At 34.7% G+C, this 26805-nt stretch carries 28 protein-coding genes and 2 tRNA genes; 9 read left to right on the forward strand and 21 right to left on the reverse strand.

All coding sequences use genetic code 11. From position 1 onward, the window contains the following. Positions 1-17: 17 nt before the first annotated feature. The gene (locus tag MVE07_RS01940; protein ID WP_297453241.1) at positions 18-233 is read left to right on the forward strand and encodes a flagellar biosynthesis anti-sigma factor FlgM; all 216 of its coding nucleotides are present in this window, start codon (positions 18-20) and stop codon (positions 231-233) included. Here MVE07_RS01940 and MVE07_RS01945 read toward each other — a convergent pair. Genes MVE07_RS01945 through MVE07_RS01955 form a run of 3 tightly spaced genes read right to left on the reverse strand, consistent with a single transcriptional unit; the run spans position 217 to position 3454 of the window. After that, positions 217-1356, reverse strand: a complete 1140-nt coding sequence (locus MVE07_RS01945) for a cysteine desulfurase family protein (protein ID WP_297453243.1) — start codon at positions 1354-1356, stop codon at positions 217-219. The genes MVE07_RS01940 and MVE07_RS01945 overlap by 17 nt on opposite strands. Positions 1357-1364: 8 nt before the next feature. Next, entirely contained in the window at positions 1365-2270 is a 906-nt protein-coding gene (locus MVE07_RS01950; RefSeq protein ID WP_297453244.1) for an AEC family transporter, read from the reverse strand. Then, positions 2267-3454 carry a dicarboxylate/amino acid:cation symporter gene (locus MVE07_RS01955; protein ID WP_297453246.1) on the reverse strand — a complete coding sequence of 396 codons (1188 nt, stop codon included), beginning with the start codon at positions 3452-3454 and terminating at the stop codon, positions 2267-2269. Before MVE07_RS01955 ends, MVE07_RS01950 begins: the two co-directional genes overlap by 4 nt. 163 nt (positions 3455-3617) lie before the next feature. Between MVE07_RS01955 and MVE07_RS01960 the strand changes: the two genes are divergently transcribed. Genes MVE07_RS01960 through MVE07_RS01970 form a run of 3 tightly spaced genes read left to right on the forward strand, consistent with a single transcriptional unit; the run spans position 3618 to position 5802 of the window. After that, on the forward strand, positions 3618-3908 hold the full coding sequence (locus tag MVE07_RS01960) for a hypothetical protein (protein ID WP_297453248.1): 291 nt from the start codon (positions 3618-3620) through the stop codon (positions 3906-3908). A 52-nt stretch (positions 3909-3960) separates the two neighbouring features. Beyond that, positions 3961-5073, forward strand: a complete 1113-nt coding sequence (ychF, locus tag MVE07_RS01965) for a redox-regulated ATPase YchF (protein WP_297453250.1) — start codon at positions 3961-3963, stop codon at positions 5071-5073. After that, the gene (locus MVE07_RS01970) at positions 5074-5802 is read left to right on the forward strand and encodes a sulfite exporter TauE/SafE family protein (RefSeq protein ID WP_297453252.1); all 729 of its coding nucleotides are present in this window, start codon (positions 5074-5076) and stop codon (positions 5800-5802) included. On the opposite strand, the gene MVE07_RS01975 is transcribed toward MVE07_RS01970, so the two are convergent. The 3 genes from MVE07_RS01975 to MVE07_RS01985 are packed head-to-tail and all read right to left on the reverse strand — an operon-like array spanning position 5783 to position 10068. Beyond that, positions 5783-7513, reverse strand: coding sequence for a GspE/PulE family protein (locus MVE07_RS01975; protein WP_297453254.1), 1731 nt, complete (start codon positions 7511-7513; stop codon positions 5783-5785). The genes MVE07_RS01970 and MVE07_RS01975 overlap by 20 nt on opposite strands. A gap of 2 nt (positions 7514-7515) precedes the next feature. After that, positions 7516-8370, reverse strand: coding sequence for a GAF domain-containing protein (locus MVE07_RS01980; RefSeq protein ID WP_297453257.1), 855 nt, complete (start codon positions 8368-8370; stop codon positions 7516-7518). Between the two features lie 3 nt (positions 8371-8373). Continuing rightward, on the reverse strand, positions 8374-10068 hold the full coding sequence (locus tag MVE07_RS01985) for a proline--tRNA ligase (protein WP_297453259.1): 1695 nt from the start codon (positions 10066-10068) through the stop codon (positions 8374-8376). A gap of 134 nt (positions 10069-10202) precedes the next feature. On the opposite strand from MVE07_RS01985, the gene MVE07_RS01990 reads away from it, so the two are divergent. Continuing rightward, entirely contained in the window at positions 10203-10706 is a 504-nt protein-coding gene (locus MVE07_RS01990; protein ID WP_297453261.1) for a YeeE/YedE thiosulfate transporter family protein, read from the forward strand. After that, positions 10699-11241: a YeeE/YedE thiosulfate transporter family protein gene (locus MVE07_RS01995; protein ID WP_297453263.1), complete on the forward strand. Its 543-nt coding sequence runs from the start codon at positions 10699-10701 to the stop codon at positions 11239-11241. Before MVE07_RS01990 ends, MVE07_RS01995 begins: the two co-directional genes overlap by 8 nt. Before the next feature lie 4 nt (positions 11242-11245). On the opposite strand, the gene MVE07_RS02000 is transcribed toward MVE07_RS01995, so the two are convergent. Next, a tRNA-Ala gene (locus MVE07_RS02000) sits at positions 11246-11321 on the reverse strand. Between the two features lie 88 nt (positions 11322-11409). Here MVE07_RS02000 and MVE07_RS02005 point away from each other — a divergent pair. After that, positions 11410-13302: a TonB-dependent receptor gene (locus tag MVE07_RS02005; protein WP_297453265.1), complete on the forward strand. Its 1893-nt coding sequence runs from the start codon at positions 11410-11412 to the stop codon at positions 13300-13302. 3 nt (positions 13303-13305) lie between these two features. Here MVE07_RS02005 and MVE07_RS02010 read toward each other — a convergent pair. From MVE07_RS02010 to aroC, 13 genes are all read right to left on the reverse strand, one after another. Then, positions 13306-13382 (reverse strand) — tRNA-Arg (locus MVE07_RS02010). Next, complete coding sequence (gene prfA, locus MVE07_RS02015; protein ID WP_297453267.1) at positions 13383-14468, reverse strand: peptide chain release factor 1; 1086 nt, start codon at positions 14466-14468, stop codon at positions 13383-13385. Further along, positions 14468-14668 carry a 50S ribosomal protein L31 gene (gene rpmE / locus MVE07_RS02020; protein WP_297453269.1) on the reverse strand — a complete coding sequence of 67 codons (201 nt, stop codon included), beginning with the start codon at positions 14666-14668 and terminating at the stop codon, positions 14468-14470. Before rpmE ends, prfA begins: the two co-directional genes overlap by 1 nt. Positions 14669-14743: 75 nt before the next feature. Further along, complete coding sequence (gene rho, locus MVE07_RS02025) at positions 14744-16012, reverse strand: transcription termination factor Rho (RefSeq protein ID WP_345781537.1); 1269 nt, start codon at positions 16010-16012, stop codon at positions 14744-14746. Between the two features lie 28 nt (positions 16013-16040). Continuing rightward, the gene (gene mnmE, locus MVE07_RS02030) at positions 16041-17390 is read right to left on the reverse strand and encodes a tRNA uridine-5-carboxymethylaminomethyl(34) synthesis GTPase MnmE (RefSeq protein WP_297453271.1); all 1350 of its coding nucleotides are present in this window, start codon (positions 17388-17390) and stop codon (positions 16041-16043) included. Beyond that, complete coding sequence (yidC, locus tag MVE07_RS02035; protein WP_297453273.1) at positions 17390-19027, reverse strand: membrane protein insertase YidC; 1638 nt, start codon at positions 19025-19027, stop codon at positions 17390-17392. The genes mnmE and yidC overlap by 1 nt, the downstream gene beginning before the upstream one ends. Positions 19028-19040: 13 nt before the next feature. Then, positions 19041-19250, reverse strand: a complete 210-nt coding sequence (gene yidD, locus MVE07_RS02040) for a membrane protein insertion efficiency factor YidD (RefSeq protein WP_297453275.1) — start codon at positions 19248-19250, stop codon at positions 19041-19043. After that, complete coding sequence (gene rnpA, locus MVE07_RS02045) at positions 19243-19575, reverse strand: ribonuclease P protein component (RefSeq protein ID WP_297453277.1); 333 nt, start codon at positions 19573-19575, stop codon at positions 19243-19245. The genes yidD and rnpA overlap by 8 nt, the downstream gene beginning before the upstream one ends. Next, positions 19575-19715 (reverse strand): 50S ribosomal protein L34, encoded by a 141-nt coding sequence (gene rpmH / locus MVE07_RS02050; protein ID WP_029520426.1) that lies wholly within the window; start codon positions 19713-19715, stop codon positions 19575-19577. The genes rnpA and rpmH overlap by 1 nt, the downstream gene beginning before the upstream one ends. 83 nt (positions 19716-19798) lie before the next feature. Further along, positions 19799-20152 (reverse strand): ATP synthase F0 subunit C, encoded by a 354-nt coding sequence (locus MVE07_RS02055; RefSeq protein WP_297453279.1) that lies wholly within the window; start codon positions 20150-20152, stop codon positions 19799-19801. A gap of 28 nt (positions 20153-20180) precedes the next feature. Then, positions 20181-20576, reverse strand: coding sequence for a universal stress protein (locus MVE07_RS02060; RefSeq protein ID WP_297453281.1), 396 nt, complete (start codon positions 20574-20576; stop codon positions 20181-20183). A gap of 10 nt (positions 20577-20586) precedes the next feature. Beyond that, positions 20587-21222 (reverse strand): F0F1 ATP synthase subunit A, encoded by a 636-nt coding sequence (gene atpB / locus MVE07_RS02065; RefSeq protein ID WP_297453283.1) that lies wholly within the window; start codon positions 21220-21222, stop codon positions 20587-20589. A 73-nt stretch (positions 21223-21295) separates the two neighbouring features. Next, positions 21296-22471: a chorismate synthase gene (aroC, locus tag MVE07_RS02070; RefSeq protein WP_297453285.1), complete on the reverse strand. Its 1176-nt coding sequence runs from the start codon at positions 22469-22471 to the stop codon at positions 21296-21298. A 111-nt stretch (positions 22472-22582) separates the two neighbouring features. Here aroC and MVE07_RS02075 point away from each other — a divergent pair, with 111 nt between their 5' ends. Both MVE07_RS02075 and tsaD read left to right on the forward strand, forming a co-directional pair. Continuing rightward, the gene (locus tag MVE07_RS02075; RefSeq protein ID WP_297453287.1) at positions 22583-23815 is read left to right on the forward strand and encodes a S41 family peptidase; all 1233 of its coding nucleotides are present in this window, start codon (positions 22583-22585) and stop codon (positions 23813-23815) included. Beyond that, on the forward strand, positions 23812-24840 hold the full coding sequence (tsaD, locus tag MVE07_RS02080) for a tRNA (adenosine(37)-N6)-threonylcarbamoyltransferase complex transferase subunit TsaD (RefSeq protein ID WP_297453289.1): 1029 nt from the start codon (positions 23812-23814) through the stop codon (positions 24838-24840). Before MVE07_RS02075 ends, tsaD begins: the two co-directional genes overlap by 4 nt. Here tsaD and MVE07_RS02085 read toward each other — a convergent pair. After that, entirely contained in the window at positions 24821-26791 is a 1971-nt protein-coding gene (locus MVE07_RS02085; RefSeq protein ID WP_297453291.1) for an EAL domain-containing protein, read from the reverse strand. The genes tsaD and MVE07_RS02085 overlap by 20 nt on opposite strands. Positions 26792-26805: the final 14 nt, after the last annotated feature.

The following is a 26805-nucleotide window of genomic DNA, read 5'->3' on the forward strand; positions in this document are numbered from 1 at the left end:
GCAGAAGGAAGAAGGAAGTGGATGAAAAAAAATTAAGGAAATTGATAGAAGAAAAATTAGGAAATCTGAAGGAAGAGGATATTCAAAAAATAGAAAAATATCTTTCAGAGGAGAAAAAATTGAGAAGACAGAAGATTGAAAGGATTAAAGAAATGATTGAAAAAGGCCAGTATAATGTTCCACCAGAAAAAGTAGCAGAAAAAATACTTGAATACCTTAAGAAAAAGAGCTAAAAAGTTTTAATTTTTTGTATGTTTCAACAACAGCAGAAATTGCTTTAATAATTTCTTCTTCCTCTGTATAAAAACCAAAAGAAAATCTCACTCCAGACAGGGCATCTTTTTCAGAAAAACCATAGGCAAGCAAAACATGTGATGGCATTGGACTACCTGTCGAACAGGCAGAACCAGAGGATACATCTATACCTTTTCTGCCTAAAGCCACAACCATTTCTTGACCTGTAACCTCGGGAAATAAAACGGTGGTTATATACGGAACTTTGTTATTTTCAGAAACCACTTTTATTTCAGGGATATTTTCTCTGAGACCATTTATTAGTAATTTTTCCAGCTTTTTAAACTTTTCCCATAGATTTTTTTTATTTTCTATCCAATTTTGTGTAGCCTCTTTTAAAGCTATAGCCTCAACAACATTTTCCGTCCCTGAACGAAAGCCATTTTCCTGACCACCCCCGTGAAGTAAAGGGGTTATATCAATGTTTTTATTTATTTTCAGTAAACCAATACCTTTAGGTGCATTAATTTTATGGCCTGAAACAGAAAAGAAATCCAGATATTTAAAGGGAATATCTATTTTTCCGAAACTCTGGACAATGTCAGAAAAAAATGGAACTTCTTTTTCTCTGCATATTTTTCCTATCTCAGCTATATCCTGAATAACTCCTGTTTCGTTGTTAACATGGATTGTTCCGACAAAAAGGGTTTTCGGATTTATTATTTTCTTAAGATGGTCTAAATCTATCTTCCCCTGACTATCAATTTTCAGGAAATCTACTTTATATCCCTTTTTTGCCAGATATTTTACTGGCATCAGGACAGATTTATGTTCTATAGGGGAAATTACGATATGTTTTTTCTCCGGATTGCTTTCAGCCAATCCTTTTATTATGGTGTTATTACTCTCCGTAGCACAGGAAGTAAATATAACTTCTTCCTCATCTAAACAGTCTATTAGACCGGCAAAATATCTTCTTGCTTCTTCAAGGGCAATTCTGCTTTTTTGACCGTCAGGATGAAGAGAGTTTGGATTGGCAAAATACTCCTTAATCCATTTGCTCTGGTTATTTATAATCTCCTCAAAAACCGGTGTTGTTGCTGCGCTATCCAGATAAATCATGACTTCTATTATAAGACTTTAAGTAGATAAAAAACAAAGGGAACGGTTATAAAACTTGCCAGTATCCCCACCCCGACTGCAGAAACTGCAAGGTCTTTGTCAAGACCTGCCCCAATCACAAAAATAGAAGCAAGAACCATAGGAGGCATTGCTATCTCTATAACGGCAGACTGCCACTGGGTATTTATAGTTACACCTATTAAATGGAGAAACAGCACAAATAGAACCGGAACAAGTATCATCTTTATAAAAATCACAATTGAAATATCCCTTATCCTTTCCTTTACACTGGAAAATTTAAGGTTTATCCCTACAGAAAATAGGGCAAGGGGAATAACCGTCATGCCTATCATCTTCAGGCTATCCAAAACAAAATCCGGTATATAAAAATTTTTAATAAAAAATGCAAATATTATCGCTATAAAAGGCGGGAAGGTGATTATCCTCTTTATATCCACAGAAAAATCTCCTTTATCCTGTCCATAAGCCAGTATAAAAGGAGATATCAAAGATACCGGCAAAAATGAGGAGAACTGGTCAAAAACTACGGCATATCTGAGGCCTTCTTCCCCTAAAAAAGCCATCTGATAAGGAAATCCTAAGAAAGATGTATTTCCAAAGGTTGACACCATAATAAAGGAAGCAAGGGTAGGCTTATTAAGTTTAAGGGCTTTACCAATCAAAAAGGAAATAAGAATTGAAAATAAAATTACCCCCCAGCCTGACAATAACACCCATAAAAACGACCACTGGAATTTTAGAAAATACACATTATAAATAACAAGAGCCGGGAAGGAAATATAGATAATAAATTTAATTAAAACCTGTGAGGCATTTTCATCAAATAGCCTAAACTTTCTGGACAGATAACCTGCAGAAAAATATAGCAAAACGGGGAATAAAGCCTTTATCATTTATTCATAAACCTCGCCACAACTTTTGCCCCTATCAAATCTCCCCATACATTTGTTGCCGTTCTGAACATATCCAGAAATCTGTCAACAGCTATTATAAGTGCTATTCCTTCAAGTGGTAGTCCAACTGCAGAAAATACCAGTGTCATAGTAACAAGACCTGCAGAAGGGATACTTGCCGCTCCTATTGCTGCAAGGGTAGCTGTTATAAATATCAAAACTTGCTGAAATAAAGAAAGCTCAATTCCATAAACAGATGCTATAAAAACAGCCGCTACAGCTTCATATAAAGCTGTTCCATCCATATTGACTGTTGCACCAAGGGGAAGAATAAATCCGGCAATTTTTTTATCGATCTTTGCCTTTTCTGTTGCCACCTCCAAAGAAACAGGTAAAGTGGCAGATGAAGAACAGGTAGAAAATGCAATCAGTAGAGCTTCCCTAACCTGTTTAAAATATTTAAATGGATTTACCTTACCAAATATATAAGCAATCAGCCCCAGATTTATAACTGCATGTATAAATATACCTATCAAAACAACAACAACATATTGCCACAAGGAAATAATCACTCCTATCCCTTTATCAGCCACCACATATCCGATTAAAGCAAATACACCCACAGGAGAAAGGGCTATAATCCATCTGGCAATTTTTAAAAATGCATCATTTGCCCCGTCAAAAAATTTGACTATGATTTCTTTTTTTCTATTGGCAAGTCCCACAACAGCTATGGCGAATAAAATAGAGAATATAATCACATGGATGGCTTTTCCTTCTGCAAAACTTTTAAAGATATTAGAAGGTATCAGGTTGTTTATAAAGCTCTCCCATGTAAAATGATTTACCTTTATAGTTTCTGATGACTGGGAAATATTAGAAACATCAAAATGGATAATATTCGTTATGATAATTCCTGTTAAAACAGCCAGCGCTGTTGTAGATACATAATACAAAAATGCTTTTATCCCAAGGTCTTTTAAATCTTCAGACGAAGAAAGGGAAGCAATACTTATAAAGATAGATACAAAAATAAGGGGAATAACAATCATCTTTAAAAGATTAAGGAAAACATCACCTATAACCTTTAAATTTAGCATAAGTTCCGGAATATATATGCCTGCAATAATTCCCAGAACTATTCCTAAAACGGTTAAATTTTCTACTGTTAAGAACTTCCTCATATTTTGCCTCTTATCTATTTTTGCAATATTATATATTGTCTGACAAAAAGCAGGGTTATTGATATGAAATGGATTATTATATTGATGTTTGTGCTTTATCTTGCAACAATGATATTTCTTGTTTATATCCGTTTAAGACCTGCATTAAAACAGGAGAAAGAGGATGAAAAGGATATATGATTTTCTAAAGAAAATATCAGAAGAAAAAGGATATGACTTTTTTATATATGAAAAAACCAATGAAATATGGGTAAGCGGTTATAAAGACGGATTAAAATTTGACCTTGTTGTGAAACCTGTTAGAAAATATCAGGTAAAGGTTATTTACGAAAAGCCTGATGAGAGAAGAGTTGCACTGTTTAACAATAAAAATGATGCATATAATAGATTAAAAAAGATTTTTGCAGAAGAAACACAGGAACAATCTGAAGAACAGCCTGTTGAAACAGTTTGAAAAATCCTAATAAATTCCTATAATTCCTGAAAAAATATTTACTGGAGGTAAAATGAAACTTAATGTAGGTATTGTGGGACTTCCTAATGTTGGAAAATCAACAATTTTTAATGCATTAACAGAAACAGCAAAGGCAGGAGTGGCAAACTATCCATTCTGCACAATAGACCCAAATGTTGGAATAGTTAATGTTCCAGATGAAAGGTTGTATAAACTGGCAGAATTAGAAAACTCCCAGAGAATAGTCCCTGCAACAATTGAGTTTGTTGATATTGCTGGACTTGTTAAAGGTGCAAGTAAGGGGGAAGGGCTTGGAAACCAGTTTCTTGCAAATATAAGAAATGTATCAGCGATAGCTCATGTTGTTAGATGTTTTGAGGATAGCGACGTTGTTCATGTTGAAGGCTCCGTAAATCCTGTAAGAGACGCAGAAATTATTGAAACAGAGTTAATACTGGCAGACCTTCAAACAGTTGAAAGAAGACTTGAAAAGGTATCAAAACCTGCCAAATCAGGTAATAAAGAGGCCAAATTTGAAGTTCAGGTTCTGGAAAAAGCAAGAAAAATCCTTGAAGAGTTAAAACCTCTAAGAACCCATTTAGACCAGTTTGAAGAGGAAGAGCTGGAATATCTGAGAAAAACATTATTCCCTCTTACAATAAAGCCAATTATGTATGTTGCAAATATAAATGAGGAAGACCTTCCTGATGGGGAAGGAAATCCACATGTTCAGGCGATAAAAGAGAAAGCAAAAGAGGAAAATGCACCTGTGGTTGTTTTATGCGGAAAGGTTGAACAGGAACTTATAGAAATTCCAAAGGAAGAGAGAAAAGAGCTTTTAGAGGCCTATGGCCTTGAGGAACCGGGACTGAACAAAATGATAAGAACAGGGTATAACTTGCTTGATTTAATTACGTATTTTACAGCCGGTGAAAAAGAAGCAAGGGCATGGACTATCAAAAGGGGCACAAAAGCACCACAGGCAGCAGGAGAAATACATTCTGATTTTGAAAGGGGATTTATTGCTGCAGAGGTTATAAACTACGATGATCTTATAAAAGTTGGCTCACTTCAAAAAGCAAAGGAACAGGGTCTTCTCAGGATTGAAGGTAAAGACTATGTTGTTCAGGATGGGGATGTAATACATTTCAGATTTAATGTATAAATGATAGCCTTTTTATCAGTTTTAATCGGATGGATAGTTCAGGGGCTCATAGGACTTGGCTCCGGGATTATATCCACCGCTATTTTACTTTTCTTTTTTAATGCCAAAGAGGTTGTTGTATCCCTTTCTATTATTGCCCTTACAGGCACAGTTTATCTCAGCTGGAAAAATTACAGAAGGAATTTTTTCCTGAAAGAAATTTTCATTTTGTCTGTTTTTTCTTTTATCGGTGCAGGTATAGGAAGTTTTTTACTGGAAAGGTTAAATCCAAAGGATGTAGAGTTAATCTTCGGTATTGTTATTGCTTTGACAGGAATTTATGATTTTTATTCCCAGAAGAAAAAAATTTTTATTCACAGCAAACATAAAACTATTTTTGGTGTATTTACAGGAACCTTTGGCGGTATTATATCAGGACTTATCGGTGGTGCTGGACCTCTGTATGCCCTTTATTTAAATCAGACAATCCATAATAAAAATGATTTTAAGTTTATCATCTCCTTTGTGTTTGCCATTTTGAATGTGGAAAGGATTATATTTTATCTGCTGTCTCCAGAACTAAGGAGTCTATTTAACTGGGAAATTGTCGTTCCCGGGCTGGCAGGTGTTGTTATCGGTGCTTATCTGGGGGATTATTTAACTGGAAAGCTTTCAACCCAGAGATTTAAGGAACTGGTATCTTTGAGTATAACTGTTTTTGGAATTTATTTTATTCTAAAGTCACTCTGATTACTTCATCTATTGTGGTTATACCTTTCAGGGCTTTCATTACAGCATCCTGTCTGAGAGTTTTCATTCCTTTTTCCAGTGCAACCCTTTTAATTTCTTCTGTAGATCTTTTTTCAATCAGCATTTGCTTTATATCTTCATCAACCTTAAGTAGTTCATGTATTCCTGTTCTTCCTTTATATCCTGTGAAATTGCATACTTTACAACCCATACCTTTGTAAACTTTTGTTTCCTCTGTAATATCAAATCCTGCATTTTTTATAATTATTTCCTCTTTTTTGGAAGGTTTATATTCTGTTTTACAGTTGTAACATATTTTTTTGACAAGACGCTGGGCACATATAAGAAGAAGGGAGTCTGCCAATAAATAGCTTTCTATTCCCATTTCCTCAAGCCTTGTTATTGTTGAAACTGCATCATTGGTGTGTAAGGTAGAGAAAACCAAATGTCCGGTCAGAGATGCTTCAACAGCTATTCTTGCAGTCTCTATATCCCTGATTTCCCCTACCAGCATAACATCAGGGTCATGTCTCAAAAATGCTTTAATTGCTTTTGCAAATGTGTAACCTGCAGATGGGTTAATGCTGGTCTGAACAATTGAACCGCCGAGGGTATACTCAACAGGGTCTTCAACGGTTATAATTTTTTTCTCAGGGGTATCTATCTCTTTTAATGCTGAGTAAAGGGTAGTTGTTTTACCTGAGCCTGTAGGACCCACGTGAAGAATAATTCCGTAAGGTTTCCTTATGGCTTCTCTATAAAGGGCAAGATGCTCCTCAGAAAAACCAAGCTTTTCAAGGTCTAAAATGGCCCCTTCCTTTAAAAGAAGCCTCATAACAAGGTCTTCACCATAAATAGTAGGCACAGTTGAAACCCTTAAATCCAGTTTTATCTCCGGATTATATCTCTCAAAATTTATACGGGCATCCTGTGGAACCCTTTTTTCATCAATTTTCATATTTGACATTATTTTGTATCTTGTAATTAGAGGCTCATGGGCATACTTAGGCAATATCAGATAATCTGTAAGGTCTCCATCTATTCTCAGTCTTACAATAGAGTTCCTCTCTGTAGGTTGAATATGAATATCAGAAGCATTTTTTTTATATGCATCCTCAATTATTTTATTTGCTAGCATTATAATTGGTGAGGATTTTTCGGTTATTGTTTCTTCTTTTGATATTTCTTCAGATATATCTTCTTTTTCTATTTCAAGAACATTCAGAAGTTCCTCAACCTTTTTCTTTTCTTCAAAAATCAGGTCTATTTTTTCAATAATCTGTTTTTTTGTAGTAACAACAATATCAACCTCAACTATTTCTTTGCCATGTTTCCTCAACCTCTCAACAACTTCATTGATACTGACAACATCTGTAGGCTCTACCATCGCTATTTTAAGAATACCCCCTTCATAGCTAAGGGGTAAAACAAGCCTTTCCTTAAGGAACTCTTTGCTGAATATATTTACTATATCTTCAGGTGGAATGTAGTTTGTAAGCTTATCAAATTTATATCCGAAGTATTCTGCTTTTATCTTTGCAATTTCTTCCTCAGAATATCCTTGCTGGACAAGCATCTGAAGGAGACTTTTCTTCTCTGCTTTTGCTTTTAATTGGTATTCTCTGATTTCTTCCGGAGTAAGTCCTAACCTCTCAATAATTAGGTCTATAAAGCTTTTTTCCGGAGCTGCTCTTTTTATTTTTACCTTCATCTTCACCCGTTGGGATATTTAAAAATTAATGCCAGATAATTAACATTCTTTTTATAAATACACTCCCACTGAATTGGAACTATTTTTACTTTTAGCAGTTCCATATTTATTTCTTCTGAAATCATATTTTCCATTGCAAAATCTATTCTGTTTTTGAATTTTTCAAGGGCAGGTATAACCTCAAATATGCTTTTGTCTTTAATTTCCTCTTCAGAAAATCTAAAACCTATCATTTCCAAAAAAGAAGTGTTCATTTCTTTTATCTTCATATCAGGACTAATTAGAACTATACTTTCAAGGACATTATCCAGTATTGTCTTTTCTATACTTCTTATCATCTCTAAATTACCAAGGGATATAGCTCTATCTATTGCCAGTGCAATCAGTGGTGATAGTTTTTTCAGAATTTCCTCATCTTCTTTGGAAAAATAAGGCTCCTTATTAATAGCCTGAAAAACCCCCAGAAGTTTCCCATCTTTTGTTATAGGCACAGAAAGCATTGATTTTGTTTTCATTCCGGGAATATAAAGCCAGTGGCTATGGTATCTAAGCTCTTTATCCAGTGACATTAGCTCCTTTAGGTTGTGAACATCTTTTATATTTAGAATTTTGCGTGTTATTGCTGTATACCCTGCTATACTATCCTTGGAAACGGGGATTTCAACCCGTTTGTAAGTGCCTTTATCTGCCAGTAAAACTACAGAATTAAGGGTATTATCCTCAGGGTCATATATAAATAAAGAGGCCCTTTCGGCCCCTATGTAATCTTTTATTTTGTCTGAGATACTGATTAATAATTCTTTTAAACTTAAATGGGTAAGCAGCTCTTTGGCAAGCTGATAAATAAAATCTTCCATAATTCACCTGAGATCTTCTAAAAATTCATCAATTTTGTTTATCTCTATCTCCTGTTTTTCCCCTGTGGCTCTTTTTTGAATTTCAACTTTGTTTTCTTTTACTTTTTTACCTACAACTATTCTGTAAGGAATTCCTATCAGGTCAGCATCTTTAAATTTTGCCCCTGGGGACATATCCCTGTCATCATAAAGAACTTCTATCCCTTTTTCTTTTGCCTTCTGGTAAATATTTTCTGCTATATCTTTAATCTGGCTATCTTTTACATTAAGGGCAAGTATCTGGAGTTTGAAAGGCGCAATATTTTCCGGCCATATTATTCCGTTTTCATCATGGTTCTGTTCAACGGCAGCTGCCATTAATCTACTTACACCTATACCGTAACAGCCCATTATTATTGGTTTTTCTCTGCCGTCTTTATCCACAAAATATGCTTTCATTGCCTCTGAGTATTTTGTCCCAAGAAGGAAGATATGACCGACTTCCAGTCCTGTTGTCTCTTTTAAAGGTGATTTACATACAGGACAAGGGTCTCCTTCCCTTGCAGTTGAAAAATCAACGAACTCAACAGGCTTAAAATCCCTTGGAATATTAACATTTATATAGTGATAATCCTTTTCATTTGCTCCAACCACAAAATTATGAAGGTCTTTTACGGACATATCTGCATAAACAGGGATATCTATTCCTATAGGTCCTACAAATCCTTCAACTATTCCGAGTTTTTCCAATTCCTCAGATGTTGCGAGTCTTGTATCTATCACATTGAAATAATTGGCAAGTTTTGTTTCGTTTAACTCTCTGTCTCCCCTTATAACAACAGCAACAGCAGAACCATCATCAAGGATATATACCAGTGTTTTTACAATTTTTTTAGGGCTTACCCCTAAAAACTCAGCCACTTCTTCAACTGATGAAACACCGGGAGTATGAACCTTTTCCAGAGGTTTTTCTTCTTCAGGAGGAAGTTTATCCAGCTCAAACTCATACTTTGCAGCTTCTACATTTGCGGCATATCCGCATTTTTCACAGTAAACAATATGGGCTTCACCGTTTGGAACTTTTACAACAAATTCATGGGAAAATTTACCACCTATAGCTCCTGTGTCAGCCTCAACCATCAAATAATCAAGTCCTAGCTCATCAAATATCTTTTTATAAGTTTCTTTCATTATTTCATAGGATTTAATGGCCATTTCCTCTGATACATCAAAGGAATAAGCATCCTTCATAATAAATTCTCTACCTCTGATAAGACCGTATCTTGGCCTTGCTTCATCTCTGAATTTTGTCTGTATCTGGTAGAAATTTTTAGGTAAGTCTTTATAAGAACGGATATTTTTTCTGACAAGGTCTGTTATTGTCTCTTCATGTGTTGGCCCTAAGGCAAACATTCTACCTTTTCTGTCTTCCACCCTGAAAAGCTCCTTACCGTAAACATCCCATCTACCTGTTTCTTGCCATAGTTCTGCAGGGGTTAATATTGGCAATAGAACCTCAAGGGCTCCTGCCTCATCCATATATTTTCTGATTATGCCTTCTATTTTTTTAAGAACTTTAAATCCTAAAGGTAGATATTCATATAGACCTGCAGCAAGCTGTCTTATAAATCCTGCCCTGACAAGATATATATGACTTGGAACTTCTGCTTCTGACGGTGCTTCTTTTAGTGTAGGCATGAAAAACTGGGATGCTCTCATTTATAAGGAAACCTCCGTTTTTTCTTAGATTATATCAGATTTGAATTTACAAATTAGCCTATTTAAAAACTAAAAAATCTTTTTTTTATCAGTATGTTAATGTAGTTAATGAAAACTAACCGTGGAGGTTCAAATTGAGAGAAAAACCTATTCTTAATTGGTTTTGGGCAGGCCTGGCACTTGCAACAATAAACATTATTGTTTTTATTGTTGAACACAGGCCGATAGGTGCTTCTACAGCATTTCCTTATGTTGGAAATCTGATTTTACCTGTGATTAACAACGAATATCTCCCTGAGATAGAAAAAGCCGGGAGATGGGAAGTATGGTTCCTTGCTGGTGGATTTATCGGTGCAATAATAACTTCATTAATCACAAGGACTTTTAGATTTACATTTACACCTGTTTACTGGGAAAAAAGATTGAAACTTGGAACAAAATCCAGAATAGCCTTTGCATTTTTAGGAGGATTTTTATTGATCTTTGGTGCGAGAATGGCCGGTGGCTGCACATCAGGGCATATGTTCAGCGGTGGAATGCAGCTGGCAGCAAGTTCATTACTTTTTGGAATTTTTGCCTTTGCAGGTGGTTTAATTACAGCACATCTGATTTACAGAAGGAGGTATTCAGATGATTAAGGTTTTTATACTGGGAATGATTTTTGGAGCTATAATGCAGCTTGGATTTCTTGATAGATTGTCTAAGGTTATAGGTGCATTTTTATTAAAGGATTTGACTATTCCAAAAGCTCTTCTTGTGGCAATGGGATTTGGAGCTATTGCTTTATACACACTTAATTATTTTGGGATTATAGATTTTCATATAAAGCCCCTTTATCCTGTAGGTGTTGCTCTTGGTGGTCTAATATTCGGTGTTGGAATGGTAATAGTTGGATACTGTCCGGGAAGTATGCCTGAAGCTGTTGGTGAAGGTAGAATGGATGCACTTCTCGGTATTATATCCGGAATAATCGGCGGTGTTATATTTACGGTTATATATCCTGTTTATCATCATTCTTTCTTACATGGACCAACATTTGGAAATCCATCAATACTTGATTTACTTGGACTTGAAGGACTCGCAAAACTGATTGTGGCTATTGCTCTTGGTATGACTTTCATATTACTGGCATTTTTGATTGATAAACTTGAGAAAAAATATATTCAGAAATAATTAATGGTGGAGTCGGCGGGATTCGAACCCGCGACCTTCGCCATGCCGAGGCGACGCTCTCCCTGCTGAGCTACGACCCCATTTTCTATATATCTATTATACACCAGTTCGTATTATCCGAAAAATATTTTAAAATATGGTTATTAAAATTTTTTTGCTATTTAGGTAATGAGAAAATATCTAATAAGTATATGTATATCGCTACTGTTTTTTGAGGCTCAGGCGCAGGAAGAACTTGCAGAGCTTTTAAATAGGTATAAAGCCCTTAGAATACAGGAAACGGAAGACAAAACTTTAGGGCCGGTTTATATTTTTACAAGGGATGAAATTGAAGCACTGCAGGCAAATACCCTTGCAGACCTTTTAAGATTACTTCCCCATACATCATACCTTCCAAACCGGTTTGGAATAGAAAGTTTAAATATGGCCGGCCTCAAAATAAACATCCCCAGTTATATACGACTTTTCATAGACGACCATGAAGTAAGCTCAATACACAGTTTAAGCCCATTTCTTACCTATGATGAATATCCTCTCGCAAATGTTGATTTTGTGAAGGTATATTATGCCGGGCTTAATACGAAATTATCATCTGAAAATGGTCCCCTTATTATAAAGCTATATACCAAAGAGCCTGATAAAGAAAATCTATCTTTCATTCAGGGATTATACGATAATAAAAAAAGCTATAATGTGGTTTTCTCAGATGCAAGACAGTTGTCTGCAGATCTATCTTACTTTGTAATGCTAAGTAAGGGAGAAAAAAAGTTTAGTAAGTTTCATTTTAATGGAAATGATTTAGATAGAAATCAAGAAAGAATACATGCCTATTTTAAAATGAAATACAAAGATTTCAGTCTCCAGTTTTCCGGTTCAAAGGTTCACAGGGGAATATGGGGTGGTTTTTCATTTGATTTTTCACCTGAATATGGGTATATAAACTCAACAGATATGTTTATATCTGCAAAACTAAAAACATTATCCGATAAATCCCTTGAATTTTTAATTTCCTATGACCAGCAAAGGAGAAAAGCAGAAGAAAAAAATAACAACTATCTCAATATATCCTATGCATACAATAGATCGCTGGGATATCCGGTTTATGTATATGATAGGAGAGATTTCAAAAAAATTATCTTTTCTACACGAAAAAGATTTCATTCAAAGAAAAATGAACTTTTTATAGGATTTGATTTAAGAAATTATTTTCAACATAACAGTGAAAATATACGATACAGAACTGCATTCAGACAAAATGTAAAACCCTTTTACATAAAATATATTCATATTTACTCAATATTTGCAGAAGACCAATACAGGTTTAATAAAAGTCTTACAGGATATTTGAGCTTAAAGTTTGAAAAGTATGACTGGAACAAGAATGAAGACCATCTTGATGAAAACTGGAAGGTTGGAATTTCATATAAAGTGGGTAAATTTCTATTTAAATTGATTAATTTTAATATATACATACCGCCTTCAATGCTAAATGTTGAGAACTCACCAAACCATAAACTTAAGCCTTACAGAATAACTTCCTATGTCCTTTCCACAGACTATATACCTGATGAAAAGAAAAGATTATCCTTTCATATCAGAAAATTAGAACTAAAAAATCCAATAATATTTAATCCAAATATTAATGGTTATGCTAATATTCCTGTAAAAGAACATGGTTTTATCTATGTAATAGAGTATCAACAAAAATTTACAAATAACGAACTGAGGGGATATCTGTGGACTTTAAATAAAAACAAACTTGGCTATTATTCTCCTAAAACAGGTGCAAACCTGATATGGATAGGGAAAAAGGATAACTGGAAATATTTCCTGACATTTCTGTATAAAAAGAGTATAAAAGTTCATAAGACAAGAATTCCTGATTCTTACGATCTGAGTGCAGGCATCTCTTATCATCTAAAATCAGGATGGACTTTTAAGATAAAAGGTGAAAATCTTTTAAATAAAGGGGAAAAAGTGTTTTTTGCTTATTATAGGGGAGAAGGACTATATTCAGGTGTTGATAGGAGATACACCATTAGTATTGAAAAGGAATTTTAATGATGGCGCGCCCGGCAGGAGTCGAACCTGCAACCTCGTGATCCGTAGTCACGTGCTCTATCCAATTGAGCTACGGGCGCTTAATTATCTTTGATGGCAAGGAGTTTTTCTTCCTGTTCTTTGGCTATTAATCTATCTATAATCTCATCAAGATCACCGTCAAGTATCTCATGTATCCTGTGGGATGTATATCCTATCCTGTGGTCTGTTACTCTATTTTGTGGGAAGTTATATGTTCTAATTTTTTCTGATCTATCCCCTGTTCCAACCTGTGACCTTCTTTCCTTTTCTATTTTTTCCCTTTCAAGTCTATCGTAATAATCTTTAAGTCTTGCCCTCAGAATTTGCATTGCTTTTGCTCTGTTCTGAAGCTGTGACCTTTCATCCTGACAGCTAACAACAATACCTGTTGGCAGGTGTGTTATTCTCACAGCAGAGTCTGTTGTGTTAACATGCTGTCCACCTGCTCCTGAGGCTCTCATTGTTTCTATTTTTAGCTCTTCAGGTTTAATCTCAACATCAACCTCTTCAGCTTCCGGAAGAACTGCTACTGTTACAGTTGATGTATGAATTCTACCTGAGCTTTCAGTTTCAGGAACCCTTTGAACTCTATGAACTCCACTTTCATATTTCAGTCTTGAATAGGCACCTTTACCTTTTATAAGGGCTATTACTTCTTTTATTCCACCCCTATCTGTAGGATGTATTGATAAAACTTCTACTTTCCAGCCTTTTCTTTCTGCGTATCTCTGATACATTCTAAAAAGTTCAGCAGCAAACAGTGCAGCCTCTTCACCACCTGCCCCTTGTCTTATTTCAAGGATAACGTTTTTATCATCATTAGGGTCTTTAGGTAAAAGTTCCAGTTGAATTTCTTTTTCCAGTTCCTCTTTTCTTTTTTGAAGGCTCTGGAGTTCATCCTCTGCCAGAGCCCTCATTTCTTCATCTGGACTGTTTAATAGAGATTTTGTTTCTTTTATATCCTGTTCTACTTTTTTGTATTCTTTGTAAAGATTATAAAGATGTTCAGTTTCTTTATGTTCTTTTGCTACTTGCTGGAGCTTTTTCTGGTCTTTTAAGACCTCAGGATTAGAAAGCTCCGCTTCTAATTTCTTAAGTTTATCCTCTATCTTATCAAGTTTTTCTAAAATGTATTCATTCAGCATTACTTACTTTCTTGTGCTGCTGCTCCTTTTATTTCAAGGAAGAATGGCTTTATTTTCAGTTTTCCTGTATAAAATGGGTGGCATTGGTTACATACCTCAAGGTGAACAACTCCACCCTTTGTTGAAAGTAAATCAAACTCATTTCCACAACCGCATACAAAATGTGTTAATTTAAGCTCCGGATGAATATCTTTTTTCAATTTAATACCTCCTTTAAATATATTCCAGTGAAAAAATCAGGCAAACTAATATTTTAGCTTTTAATAAAAGCTTTATCAAGTATTCATAGATTTAAGGAATTCTTCATTTGTTTTAAATTTAGATAATTTGCTAAGTAGGAACTCCATAGCCTCAACTTCATCCATTGTAGATAAGAACTTTCTGAGAATCCAGAGCCTTTGCAGTTCCCAATCTTCCAGCAGAAGTTCTTCTTTTCTTGTTCCAGATTTTGGAATATTTATAGCAGGGAATATTCTTCTTTCCATTAATCTCCTGTCAAGGTAAAGTTCCATATTACCTGTTCCTTTAAATTCTTCAAATATAACATCATCCATCTTTGAACCTGTTTCCACAAGTGCAGTAGCCAGAATTGTTAAACTTCCGCCTTCTTCTATATTCCTTGCTGCACCAAAGAATTTTTTAGGTCTTTGTAGTGCTGTAGCTTCGAGACCACCGGATAAAACCCTTCCTGAAGGTGGAGTAATAGCGTTTGAAGCCCTTGCAAGCCTTGTCATTGAGTCGAGTAGAATAACAACATCCTGTCCAAGTTCAACAAGTCTTTTTGCCCTTTCAACAATAAGCTCTGCAACATGCATATGTCTTTCAGGGGGTTCATCGAATGTTGAAGCTACAACCTCAGCACCTTCTCCAACAATCCTTCTCATCTCGGTAACTTCTTCCGGCCTTTCGTCTATAAGCAGGATAATCAGATGTGTTTCCGGATGATTTTTAATTAAAGCTTTTGCAAGTCTCTGGATTAAAACTGTTTTACCAGCTTTTGGCGGAGCAACTATCAGACCCCTTTGTCCTTTACCTATAGGAGTTATAAGGCTAACAATCCTTGTGGAAAGGTCTGAAGGGTCATACTCAAGGTTAAATCTTTCTGTTGGGTGGTATGGTGTAAGGCTATCAAATCTTGGTCTTTTCTTTGCAAGTTCAGGTTCAATTGTATTAACAGCCTCTATCTTTATCAGAGCTCTGTATTTTTCATTATCCTTTGGCTGTCTTGCTATTCCGATAATATAATCCCCTGTTCTAAGACCAAATTTTTTAATTTGGGATGGGGATACATATATATCTGTAGAGTGGGGAGCATAGTTATTTTCAATTGACCTTATAAAACCATATCCTTCAGGTAAGACTTCAAGGACTCCCCTTATAAAATCAAGCCCTTCTTCCTGGGCTTTTTTCTCTAATATTCTTGCTATAAGCTCAGCTTTTTTTAATCCTGTTGTTCTTTGAAGACCAACTTCTTTACCAAGTTTTTGAAGTTCCTGTAATGTCATCCTTTTCAGTTCTTCAACTGACAATGTTTGAGTTGCCATGGTATATCTAAACCTCCTTTTGTTTTCTTTATTTTCCTATACAGAATTTACTGAAAATGTTTCCAAGAACATCTTCTGTGGTTATTTCTCCTGTTATTTCTTCAAGATGCTTTTCTGCTTCCGTAAGTTCAAGCATAAGGATTTCTTTATGGTCTTTATAATTTTCAATATTGTTTAGAACCTCTTGAATGATTTGTTTTGCTTTCTTGAGCGCTTCATAATGTCTTAGATTAATATAAATATCTGTATCACTGTCTTCAATTAAATTAAGTGTTTGTAGGATTTTTTCCTCTAATTTATTCAGATTTTCCTGGGTTTTACTACTTACAAAGATTATATCCTTAAAATAATACTTTTGAGAATTTTTATCAAGTATTAAGTCTGATTTATTAGCTACTATTATAGGATTTTTGTTTTTTACAAGCTGGTAAATCTTCAGGTCTTCTTCTGTTACACCTTCGGAAGCATCAAAGACAAATAAAACTATATCCGCTTCCTGAATTTTTTCAAGGGCTTTTTCTATTCCTATTTTTTCTATTTTGTCCTGAGTTTCCCTAATACCTGCCGTATCAAGAAGTTTTACAGGGATACCCTGAATAGAAAAGCTTTCCTCAATGAAATCCCTTGTTGTTCCCTGATATTCTGAGACTATTGCCCTTTCATATCCCACCAGTGCATTAAATAGTGAGGATTTCCCAACATTTGGTCTTCCAACTATTGCCAGTTTTATACCTTCTCTAATAAGCTCGCCTTTTTTATATGTGGTCATTAATTTTTCTATCTGGGATATAACCTTTTTTAAGGTCTGTTTAACCATATCAAAATCAATTTCTTCTACATCTTCAGGGAAATTTAGTTCAGCCTCTATTAGAGAAACTATTTCAAGCAAAGAATTTCTAAGCTGTTTAACCTGATTTGAAAGTTTACCCTCAAGTAAATGGACAGCTGCTTGTGATGCCTTCTCCGTTTTTGCTTCAATCAGGTCAGCTATAGCTTCAGCCTGGGTTAAATCAATTTTGCCGTTAAAAAACGCCCTTTTGGTAAATTCACCAGGCTGTGCCATTCTGGCTCCAAGGGCAATAGCTTCAGATATTATTTTTTTTATCACAGGGACGCTACCGTGTGGATATATCTCAACTACATCTTCACCTGTGAAACTTTTAGGGGCTTTAAAAAACACAATAAGCCCCTCATCTATTATGTGTCCTTTTCTATCTACTATATTTCCAAAATAAACTTTTCTTTCTTGAGGTTCTTTTTTTAAAGGGAAAAGTTTTTTTCCGATATCAAAAGCTTTTTCACCGCTTATCCTGATTATTCCAACTGCGGAAGGGATAAGCGGTGTTGCATTGGCTACGATAGTATCTTTTTCATACATTATTTAGCTGGCTTCTTCTCATATCTTCCTAATTTTTTGTTGATTATATAACTTTGTAGTAACCCTAATATATTATTCGTAAGCCAGTATAAAACAAGTCCTGATGGGAAATTCATAAACATAAATGTAAATACAATAGCCATTATATACATAATCATTTTTTGATTTTTATCTGAGGAAGGTGTTATCCACTGCTGGGCAACCATAGAAAGTCCCATCAGAATTGGAAGTATATAATATGGGTCTTTAGATGACAGGTCTGTAATCCAGAGGATAAAAGGAGCATTTTTCAGTTCAACCGTTACCATTAACACATTATAAAGGGCTATGAAAACAGGTATCTGAACCAGTATAGGCAGACATCCTGACATTGGATTTGCCCCGTGTTCTGCATACAGTTTCATCATTTCCTGCTGGAGTTTTTCCGGATTGTCTTTATACTTCTGCTGTAACTTCTTAATCTCTGGGGCAAGATCAGACATTTTTTTCATTGCTTTTAAGCTTTTGTGGTTCAGTGGGAAGAAAATAATTCTTATAAGAATTGTAAGGAGTATAATGGCAACTCCCCAATTATGTGTAAAACTGTAGAAAAAGTGAAGCACTATAAATAATGGTTTTCCTAAAATACCAAATATTCCAAAACTTATAGTATCCTGAAGGGCTAAGTTAACACCCCATTCTTTTTGATATTTTTCTGTAAGTTCTTTTAACAGCGAATAGAGTTTAGGTCCTCCTAAGAAAAAACCATTAACCCCATTATTTATTTCAGATAAAACAATTGTCTTATCTTTTGATACAGGGATTATATGAACGGCAGAAAATCCATCTTTATTTGCTATCATTTGAATGAAATATTTATTTTCTTCACCAGCCCAGAGGATTTTGCCTCTAATGATCTGTTCTTTTTCTATATCAGCATCTAATTGCATTAATTTATCTGCTGTTTTTACTACAGGACCGTAATGGCCGTAAGATCTACCGGGAATTTTATCAAGGGCAACACCATCTATAACAGCCAATCCATATTTATCAAGACCTTCAGTTTTAATATTTACGGTAAATACTGCTTTATCAAGGATAAATTCTTTAATTACTTTTATCCCATTTTTTTTCAGGGTGAAGACTAATTTATTTCCATTTTGGGAAACCTGATATTCGGAAAAGTTTATTAAAGCTGTTATTTGTGGGTCTGTGGTTATTATTTCAGTAGGGAAAATCTTATTTTGTTTTGAGAAACTACCTATAACATCCGTTTTATATCTGTCAATATAGATTGATACTACTCTTCCACCTATTTTAGAGAATTTAACTGTTCCAAACTCGGTTTTTAAAGTTACTAAATTTTTCAGGTCATCTGCTCTGAATCTTCTGCTATCCAGTAAAAGATTAAATGTTCCTCCAGTAGAGTATATAACTGCTGCTTCCTGTTTTGGCTGTGGTTCTTGTGTTGCTTGCGTTTTTTGAGATGCCTCTGTTTTCTGAGCAATTTCTGTTTTTTGTGCAACTTGCTGGGGTTCCTGTTTTTTCTTATCAGGCAGAAAAAGTGATGCAAAAATAGAATAACCTATCATTAACACAGCCACCACAGCAAAGAATATAAATACCCTTTTTTGCATATCCTGTTGATTGTTATCCATGGACAACCTCTCTTTATGGTTTATCTATTCCACCTTTTGCAAAAGGATTACATCTCAGTACCCGCCAGATAGCCTTTAAAAGCCCCTTTACCACTCCGTATTTTTCTACAGCCTCTATACTATACTGGGAACAGGTAGGATAATACCTACAAGAAGGCGGATAAATCGGGGAAATAAATTTTTGATATCCCTTTAAAAATTTTATAACAAATTTTTTAAACATTGTTTTCTAAAACTCTCTTAATTTCCTGAATATCTTGAAGCAGGTCTGTCATTTTTTTCATGTAAATATCTTTTTTAGGAATCAAAACAATATCATAGCTTAATTTTTCCAAAAGTTCATTACTTAGCCTTATTGCTTCTTTTATAATTCTTTTTACTCTGTTGCGAACCACTGCTTTTTTGGAAAATCTCCTTGAGACAACAAAAGCAAATCTGGGAGACCCCAGATTGTTTTTCCGATAAACAACGATTAAGTGAGGTGTTTTAAAAGACCGGCCTTCCTTTAGAATAGATTTAATCTCTGAACTTTTTAGAGTTTTCAGCATTAAGCGGCCAGTCTTTTCCTTCCTTTAGCTCTTCTTCTTGCTAAGATTTTTCTTCCGGATTTTGTTCTTTTTCTTGCTAAAAATCCAGAAGTTCTCTTTCTTTTCTTATTTGAAATCCTGTTTTGTATTTTTCCTGACATTTTATTACCTCCTTATAAAAAATAAAAGAGCGCACATAAATATATGCACGCTCTTAAAGATATTAACTTTTATTTAAAATCTGTTAGTGTCCTAAAAACTTAGCGTCGAATATTCCTGTGAAGATAAAGATAATTGCAATAAGCAGTCCATAAAGAACGAATGTTTCAATAAGAGCCATACCAATAAACATTGTTGTTAAGAGTTTTCCACCCATATTTGGGTTTCTTGCCATTCCTTCAAGAACACCTCTTACTGCATTACCGAGACCAGCAGCACCACCACCAGCTGCAGCACCAATTGCAACACCAGCACCGATAGCAACTCCTCCGTAAAATACAGCTTTTGCCAGTGCATCAGAACCATCCCCTGCAAAAGCAGCTGTAAGTGCACCTGCAACCATGAATAGCATTAAGAGTGCCGTTGAGTATTTCTTCATTACTGTAAAAACCTCCTTATGTAATTTTTTATTTTATCACCAATACTTGCGAGTTTATTTTTGGAATATCCCTTTCATAATCTACAGGAATAACTGTAAGCTCAGGCTTTTCTTCATCAACCACCACAGGTAATCTGTCTATAGTTTTACCTTTTGCTTCTATTAGAAATCTGTAATTTACACCTGTTTCTTTTACCAGTGGTTCAAGCTTATCTTTTACATTTTGAGTTGATTTTGCCTCTAAATCCGGTGCAGCTGGCATTCCAAAAGATGCACTTGTTTTTATCATTGTGTAAACATCTTCAAGTTCATGATATATAACAAGTTCTGCATCAAATTTCCTTGCAAGTTCTACTGCCCATTCAAGTCCTTTTATTGATGCAGGTGATAAATCCACACAGGCTAATATTTTTTTAATCTCCATCTACCTCTCCTTAATGTGCTTCCTCAACAAGTGCTCCAGCTATATAAACAGTTGTAAGTATCATAAATACGTAAGTTTGCAGAAATACTGCTATCAGGTGAACAACCATTATTGGTAATGGAACAAGCAGTGGAATAAGTAAAATCATAACTACTGTAATAAGCTCACCACCTGTCATATTTGCAAATAAACGTAAAGCAAGTGTAATAGGTCTGCTTATGTGGGAAATTATTTCTATTATAAAAAATATTGGAGCAGCTACAGGAATTGGCCCCATAAAATGCTTTATATACTTAACTCCGTGTTTTTTGAAGCCTATAAAGTTGTAAAGGAAAAACACCATTAACGCAAGACCAAGTGTGGTATTCATATTTGCAGTGTAGGACTCAAGGCCAGGTATCATTCCCATCAGATTACCGAAAAATATGAACAATCCCAGTCCTGCAACAAGAGGAAAGAATTTCCTTCCTTCTTTACCCATCTGTTCTTTGAGCATGTTATCAACAAACTCAATATAGACTTCAAACAGGTTTTGAACCGGAGTGGGTATCAAAGAAGGTTTTTTAGCAAATATCATAAATACAATAGGAATTACTATCAGAACAAGTAAAGCCATTACTATATGACCGGTATAGAGCCCTTCCAATGCAGCCTCCGTAATGTTTAGTGTGATTTCACAAACTCCGAATATTATAACAAAATTTGTTAGTCAGTGTCCACTAAAATCGTTTTGTGTATTGAATATACTCTTTTATTCTTCCTTTTATTTCTATCCAGTTATCATTGCCGAATTTCTCCAGAACAGCCTGTGCCAGAACGATTGCAAGCATTGCTTCACCTACTACAGCTGCAGCAGGAACAGCGGTTACATCAGAACGTTCCTTTGCTGCATCAAAAGGCTGTTTTGTTTCTATATTTACCGAATGTAAAGATTTCTTTCTCATTAGTGTTGGGATAGGTTTCATTGCTGCCCTTACTATGATGGGCTCTCCATTTGTCACACCACCTTCTATTCCACCGGCTCTGTTTGTTTTATGATAGAAACCCCTTTCTTTATCCCAGAATATTTCATCATGAGCCTGTGAGCCAAATTTTTTTGCCAGTTCAAAACCTTCGCCTATCTCAACGCCTTTTATGGCCTGAATGCTCATAAAAGCTTGAGCAATCCTTCCATCAAGTCTACTATCCCATTGAACATATGAGCCAAGCCCTATTGGAACACCAGTGGCAAAAACCTCAAAAACACCACCTAAGCTTTCTCCTTCTTCCTTTGCCATATCAATCAGTTTTTTGAATTTTTCATCTTCAGAAGGAACCGGTGTTCTAACCACAGATTCTTCAGCCAACTTAAATCTTTCTTCAAGGGGAATGTCTTGTATTAGCTCTTTTACCGAAAGCTCACCGATACTTACTACATAACTACCTATTTTTATACCTATATCCTCAAGTAGCCTTTTACAAACAGCTCCAACTGCCACCCGTGTTGTTGTTTCCCGCGCACTTGCCCTTTCAAGAACATTTCTTAAATCATCAAAACCATACTTTATTCCGCCTACAAGGTCAGCATGCCCGGGACGAGGATTTGTTATTTTTCTTTTATCAACAGGCTGACCTTCTACGGCCATTATATCTGTCCAGTTTTCCCAATCTTTATTTCTGACCATTAATGTAATTGGAGAACCGAGGGTCTTACCGAATCTAACCCCTGAAAGAATTTCTACTTTATCCTTTTCTATTTTCATACGGCCGCCACGACCGTAACCTTGCTGCCTTCTGGCAAGTTCTTTATTTATGTATTCATGGGAAATTTCCAGATTTGATGGAATTCCTTCAATAATAGCTGTTAAAGCAGGTCCATGGGATTCTCCGGCATTAAGAAAACGTAAAACGCCCATTTTTTCTCCATTTTTTCATTTTTGATTTATAGATTATACAACAATGTTTTTTTGAAAAAAGAAAAGTTTGTATGAGATAATTTGATAAAAATTTTGTTTATGGAGAGGAGAATGAAAAGTAGAATTTCCCTTGTTGCCGGAATAATACTGATATTTGTTGCAGGCCTTAGTTTTGGAATAGCTGCAAAAACATCACAACAAGATAAACTAAAGGAAGACCTCAAATTACTAGGTATGTATACGGAGGTCTTCAAAATTGTCAAAGAACATTACGTTGAACCTGTAAGTTCTAAAAAGCTAATATACGGTTCCCTCCGGGGTATGATGAATGCCCTTGACCCATTCTCAACATTTTTTACCCCAGAAGAATTTAAAGATTTTACAACAGAAACCCATGGAGAGTTTGGCGGACTGGGAATAGAAATCATAATGGAAAACCACAAACTTATTATTGTAGCTCCAATTGAGGACACACCAGCTTGGAGAGCAGGCCTCAAACCTGGAGATGTGATACTTGAAATAAACGGTGAGCCTACAGATAAAATGACCTTACTCCAGGCCGTCAAAAAAATGAGAGGTAAGCCTGGGACAAAAGTTACATTAACAATCTGGAGAAAAGGAGTTGAAAAACCATTTAAAGTAACAATTACAAGAGCAATTATAAAAATCAAAAGTGTAAAAACAAAAGAATTGGAAAATAGCAATATAGGCTATATAAGGCTTACACAATTTCAGGAAAACTCCACAGAAGATTTTGAAAAAGCCCTTAAAAAATTCAAAAATAAAAAAGGAATAATCATAGACCTGAGGAATAACCCCGGTGGACTTTTATCAACCGCCGTTGCTATTGCAGATATGATTCTCAAAAAGGGTGAATTGATTGTTTATACAAAGGGTAGAGATCCAAGAGCAAATGAAAAATATTACTCTGAACATGACCCTATTATCCCAACAGAAATTCCTATTGTAGTTCTCGTTAATAAAGGTTCTGCAAGTGCCTCAGAAATTCTTACAGGTGCATTAAAAGATAATAATAGAGCCCTTATTGTCGGAGATAAGACATTCGGTAAAGCATCTGTTCAAACACTTATTCCTCTTCCTGACGGTTCTGGTATAAAACTGACCACCGCACACTATTACACACCAAGTGGAAAGATGATAATGCACAAAGGAATAACACCGGATATAGTTGTTCATGTTTCTGAAAAAGAGGAAATGGAAAGAATTAAAGCTGAAAGGGAAGCAAAAATACACGGAACAAAAGTTAAAATCAAAGACCCTCAGCTTGATACTGCAATTAATGCTATTAAAATAATAAACTTTGCAAAAAAAGCTGAAAAATGAAAATCCTTGGAATAGAGACCTCCTGTGATGATACAGGGGTCTCTGTTTATGATTCAGAAAAAGGGCTTCTTTCTAATGTTGTTTCTTCACAGGTAAAACTCCATGCCCAGTGGGGTGGAGTTTATCCAGACCTTGCGGCCAGAGAGCACACAAAAAATATTATTCCTGTTCTTGACAAAGCATTAAAAGATGCAAATATATCTATGGAAGATATAGATGGTATCGCCGTTACCGTAGCTCCTGGACTTATAGTTTCTCTTGTTATTGGTATCTCTGCAGCTAAGGCTTTAAGCTGGGTTCATAAAAAACCACTTATTCCTGTTCACCATATAGAAGCCCATATATTTGCGATTTTTATAGAAAGGAAAATTGAATTTCCTTTTATCGCACTGGTTGTTTCAGGTGGACATACTGAGCTCTATATAATAAGGGGATTTGAGGATTACGTTTATTTAGGTGGAACTTTAGATGATGCAGCCGGAGAAGCGTATGATAAGGTTGCAAGGATGCTTGGCCTTGGATATCCTGGAGGTTCAATAATAGATAAACTGGCTAAAGAAGGACAGGAAGTAATAAAGTTTCCAAGACCGCTTTTATCAGACAAAGGAAAAAATAGATTTAATTTCTCTTTTTCAGGACTAAAAAGTGCTGTTTTGAGAGAAGTTGAAAAGGGTATTTACAAAAAGGAAGACATTGCCCGTTCTTTTCAGGAAGCTGTTGTAGATGTTCTTGTAAGTAAAACTTTAGATGCTTCAAATGAGTTTAGTATTAAAAATATAGTTGTTGCAGGTGGTGTATCTGCTAACTCGAGACTTAGAGAAAGATTTTTGCAAGAGGCAGAAAAAAGAAACTTAAATGTTTATTTTCCACCTCTTTATCTATGCACTGATAATGCAGCAATGGTTGCTTTTACAGGGTATAAGAGATTTTCAGAAACTGGTGAAACAATAGATTTTTCCTTTGAAGGAAAAGCAAGGCTTAGACTGGATAAGTTTGTGAACTACATTAGACAATTTCAGAAATAGGAACCGGTTTTCCTATACCAAATCCCTGTCCATATTCAATTCCCATATCTTTTACAATTTGGAGTAGTTTTTCATTTTCTATATATTCTGCAACAGTTTTGATATCAAGATTTTTTGACATTGCTACTATCAGACTTACTATTTTTTTATTTTTAGCAGAAGAAGTAATACCTTTTATCAGGCTCCCATCTATTTTTAAAATTTCTATCAGTTTTGATTCAGATAAATCTATTACCGTTTTAAGAGAAGAATATCCTGTTCCAAAATCATCAACGGCAAAGGATATATCAAATTCTTCATGCAAAAATCTAATGACTTCAATATTCTTTAAAAAAGATTGTTCTGTAAGTTCAAGAATAACCTTTATACCCTTTTCTTTAAGTAATTTCATACTATCTGTTAAAAGATTAACAAAACTTTCTGATTTCAAGGATTCCGGACTAACATTAACAAATAAAACATCCGTTTTTTGTGAAATTATGTCCGAGAGTTTAAGAATTCTTTTTATAATTACTTTATCAAGGTCAATAATTATTCCGAGCCTGTGCACAGGGTCTATAAATACCCCGGCAGGAATATACTTACCATCTTTTTTTATTCTGGCAAGGGCTTCAAGTCCATATTTATTTCCGATTTTAAGATCAACAACAGGCTGGAAAAAAATATCAACTTCACCCTTTGATATAGCTTTACTAACAAAAGTAAAGTCCTCAAATTGAGTTTTTACTCGAGGTAATATTTTTTCCTTAATTTCTGTTTTATTTGCAAAATAGAAATTTTCTTCATGTTTTGCTTTTTCTCTTACTGTATTTATTACTTTTCTTAAATCTTCAGGTGAAAGGGATATATTTTCAGGAAATTCCAGGATACCTATGCTAATTTTCACATTCATCGGAAAATTTTTATAACTTTCTATATACTTTTTTATATCTTTTAACTTTTCCATTATTTTCCTTTTATTATTCTCACAAAATATATAAAACTCTCCAGATATCCCCCTTATAAGTAAGTCTTCATTTTTTACCAACTTATCTTTTATAAGTCTTTCTACTATATCAAGAATATAATCACCTGTAGTTTTACCGTATATTTCATTGATAGCTTTTAATTTTCTTACATTAATAATAGACAAATATCCTGCTTTTATTTCTTGAAGTCTTTTAGACAGATAGTATAAAAACTTTTCCTCTCTATTATTTAGGAAATTGAGATAAACTTCATAAAGTTCATTCATAATTTTCAGGGAAAGCCCATTCAAAGTTTTAAAAAGTAAATACGCCTCAACATACTTTCTGTGGAATATATAAAATACAAGACTTTTACCTGTATTATGGATAAGTTCATGAAGTTCAGAAATAATGAAACATTTTTTTCTATCCCCACATATCAGTTCAAATTCCCTTGTATGAAACCATCTACCTAAATTACAGTATCTACTATCCAGTTCTGGAATATGGCTTTTATCAAGGGAAGTTGCAACATCTTTTAATCTTTCAAGCCACTGGACATGATAGCTAAAAAATTTGAAGTTTTTGTATTCCGGATTAAATCCAACTGTTATTTCCTCAAGAGAACGGTCAAGATAGGCCTTTGCAAGACTATTTTTTATTTTTTCAAACAGAGTATTTATTTCAAAGAAATAAACGTCAAGAACCTCTTTTTCTGCAAGGACTTTATATATCTCATTTTTAATAAAATCTACGCCGGATAATAGATTAACAAATGGAATTTTTAAATCATAATGAAGATTACCCAAATGGTAATATCTAAGCTCAATTTCTTTGTCTGTTTCTTTAAATGTTTCCTGGAGATTTTTTACTCGTTTCTTAATAAGTTCTTTAATTTGTTCCTCTGATTTAAAAAATGTTCTTAAATACTGGTCCGATAGTATTTCATCATAAAATTTTTTAAAAACGTCTTCTATATGAGGCTCTAATATACTAAAATCCATACGATACCCTGCAA

This window comes from Persephonella sp. (genome assembly GCF_027023985.1).
In the GTDB taxonomy this organism is placed as follows: domain Bacteria; phylum Aquificota; class Aquificia; order Aquificales; family Hydrogenothermaceae; genus Persephonella_A.

Coding starts and splice junctions, on each gene's coding strand:
- MVE07_RS01945 (WP_297453243.1), bottom strand. CDS start 1,356: ATGATTTATCTGGATAGCGCAGCAACAACACCGGTTTTTGAGGAGATT.
- MVE07_RS01950 (WP_297453244.1), bottom strand. CDS start 2,270: ATGATAAAGGCTTTATTCCCCGTTTTGCTATATTTTTCTGCAGGTTAT.
- MVE07_RS01955 (WP_297453246.1), bottom strand. CDS start 3,454: ATGAGGAAGTTCTTAACAGTAGAAAATTTAACCGTTTTAGGAATAGTT.
- MVE07_RS01960 (WP_297453248.1), top strand. CDS start 3,618: ATGAAAAGGATATATGATTTTCTAAAGAAAATATCAGAAGAAAAAGGA.
- ychF (WP_297453250.1), top strand. CDS start 3,961: ATGAAACTTAATGTAGGTATTGTGGGACTTCCTAATGTTGGAAAATCA.
- MVE07_RS01970 (WP_297453252.1), top strand. CDS start 5,074: ATGATAGCCTTTTTATCAGTTTTAATCGGATGGATAGTTCAGGGGCTC.
- MVE07_RS01975 (WP_297453254.1), bottom strand. CDS start 7,513: ATGAAGGTAAAAATAAAAAGAGCAGCTCCGGAAAAAAGCTTTATAGAC.
- MVE07_RS01980 (WP_297453257.1), bottom strand. CDS start 8,370: ATGGAAGATTTTATTTATCAGCTTGCCAAAGAGCTGCTTACCCATTTA.
- MVE07_RS01985 (WP_297453259.1), bottom strand. CDS start 10,068: ATGAGAGCATCCCAGTTTTTCATGCCTACACTAAAAGAAGCACCGTCA.
- MVE07_RS01995 (WP_297453263.1), top strand. CDS start 10,699: ATGATTAAGGTTTTTATACTGGGAATGATTTTTGGAGCTATAATGCAG.
- MVE07_RS02005 (WP_297453265.1), top strand. CDS start 11,410: ATGAGAAAATATCTAATAAGTATATGTATATCGCTACTGTTTTTTGAG.
- prfA (WP_297453267.1), bottom strand. CDS start 14,468: ATGCTGAATGAATACATTTTAGAAAAACTTGATAAGATAGAGGATAAA.
- rho (WP_345781537.1), bottom strand. CDS start 16,012: ATGGCAACTCAAACATTGTCAGTTGAAGAACTGAAAAGGATGACATTA.
- mnmE (WP_297453271.1), bottom strand. CDS start 17,390: ATGTATGAAAAAGATACTATCGTAGCCAATGCAACACCGCTTATCCCT.
- yidC (WP_297453273.1), bottom strand. CDS start 19,027: ATGGATAACAATCAACAGGATATGCAAAAAAGGGTATTTATATTCTTT.
- yidD (WP_297453275.1), bottom strand. CDS start 19,250: ATGTTTAAAAAATTTGTTATAAAATTTTTAAAGGGATATCAAAAATTT.
- rnpA (WP_297453277.1), bottom strand. CDS start 19,575: ATGCTGAAAACTCTAAAAAGTTCAGAGATTAAATCTATTCTAAAGGAA.
- rpmH (WP_029520426.1), bottom strand. CDS start 19,715: ATGTCAGGAAAAATACAAAACAGGATTTCAAATAAGAAAAGAAAGAGA.
- MVE07_RS02055 (WP_297453279.1), bottom strand. CDS start 20,152: ATGAAGAAATACTCAACGGCACTCTTAATGCTATTCATGGTTGCAGGT.
- MVE07_RS02060 (WP_297453281.1), bottom strand. CDS start 20,576: ATGGAGATTAAAAAAATATTAGCCTGTGTGGATTTATCACCTGCATCA.
- aroC (WP_297453285.1), bottom strand. CDS start 22,471: ATGGGCGTTTTACGTTTTCTTAATGCCGGAGAATCCCATGGACCTGCT.
- MVE07_RS02075 (WP_297453287.1), top strand. CDS start 22,583: ATGAAAAGTAGAATTTCCCTTGTTGCCGGAATAATACTGATATTTGTT.
- tsaD (WP_297453289.1), top strand. CDS start 23,812: ATGAAAATCCTTGGAATAGAGACCTCCTGTGATGATACAGGGGTCTCT.
- MVE07_RS02085 (WP_297453291.1), bottom strand. CDS start 26,791: ATGGATTTTAGTATATTAGAGCCTCATATAGAAGACGTTTTTAAAAAA.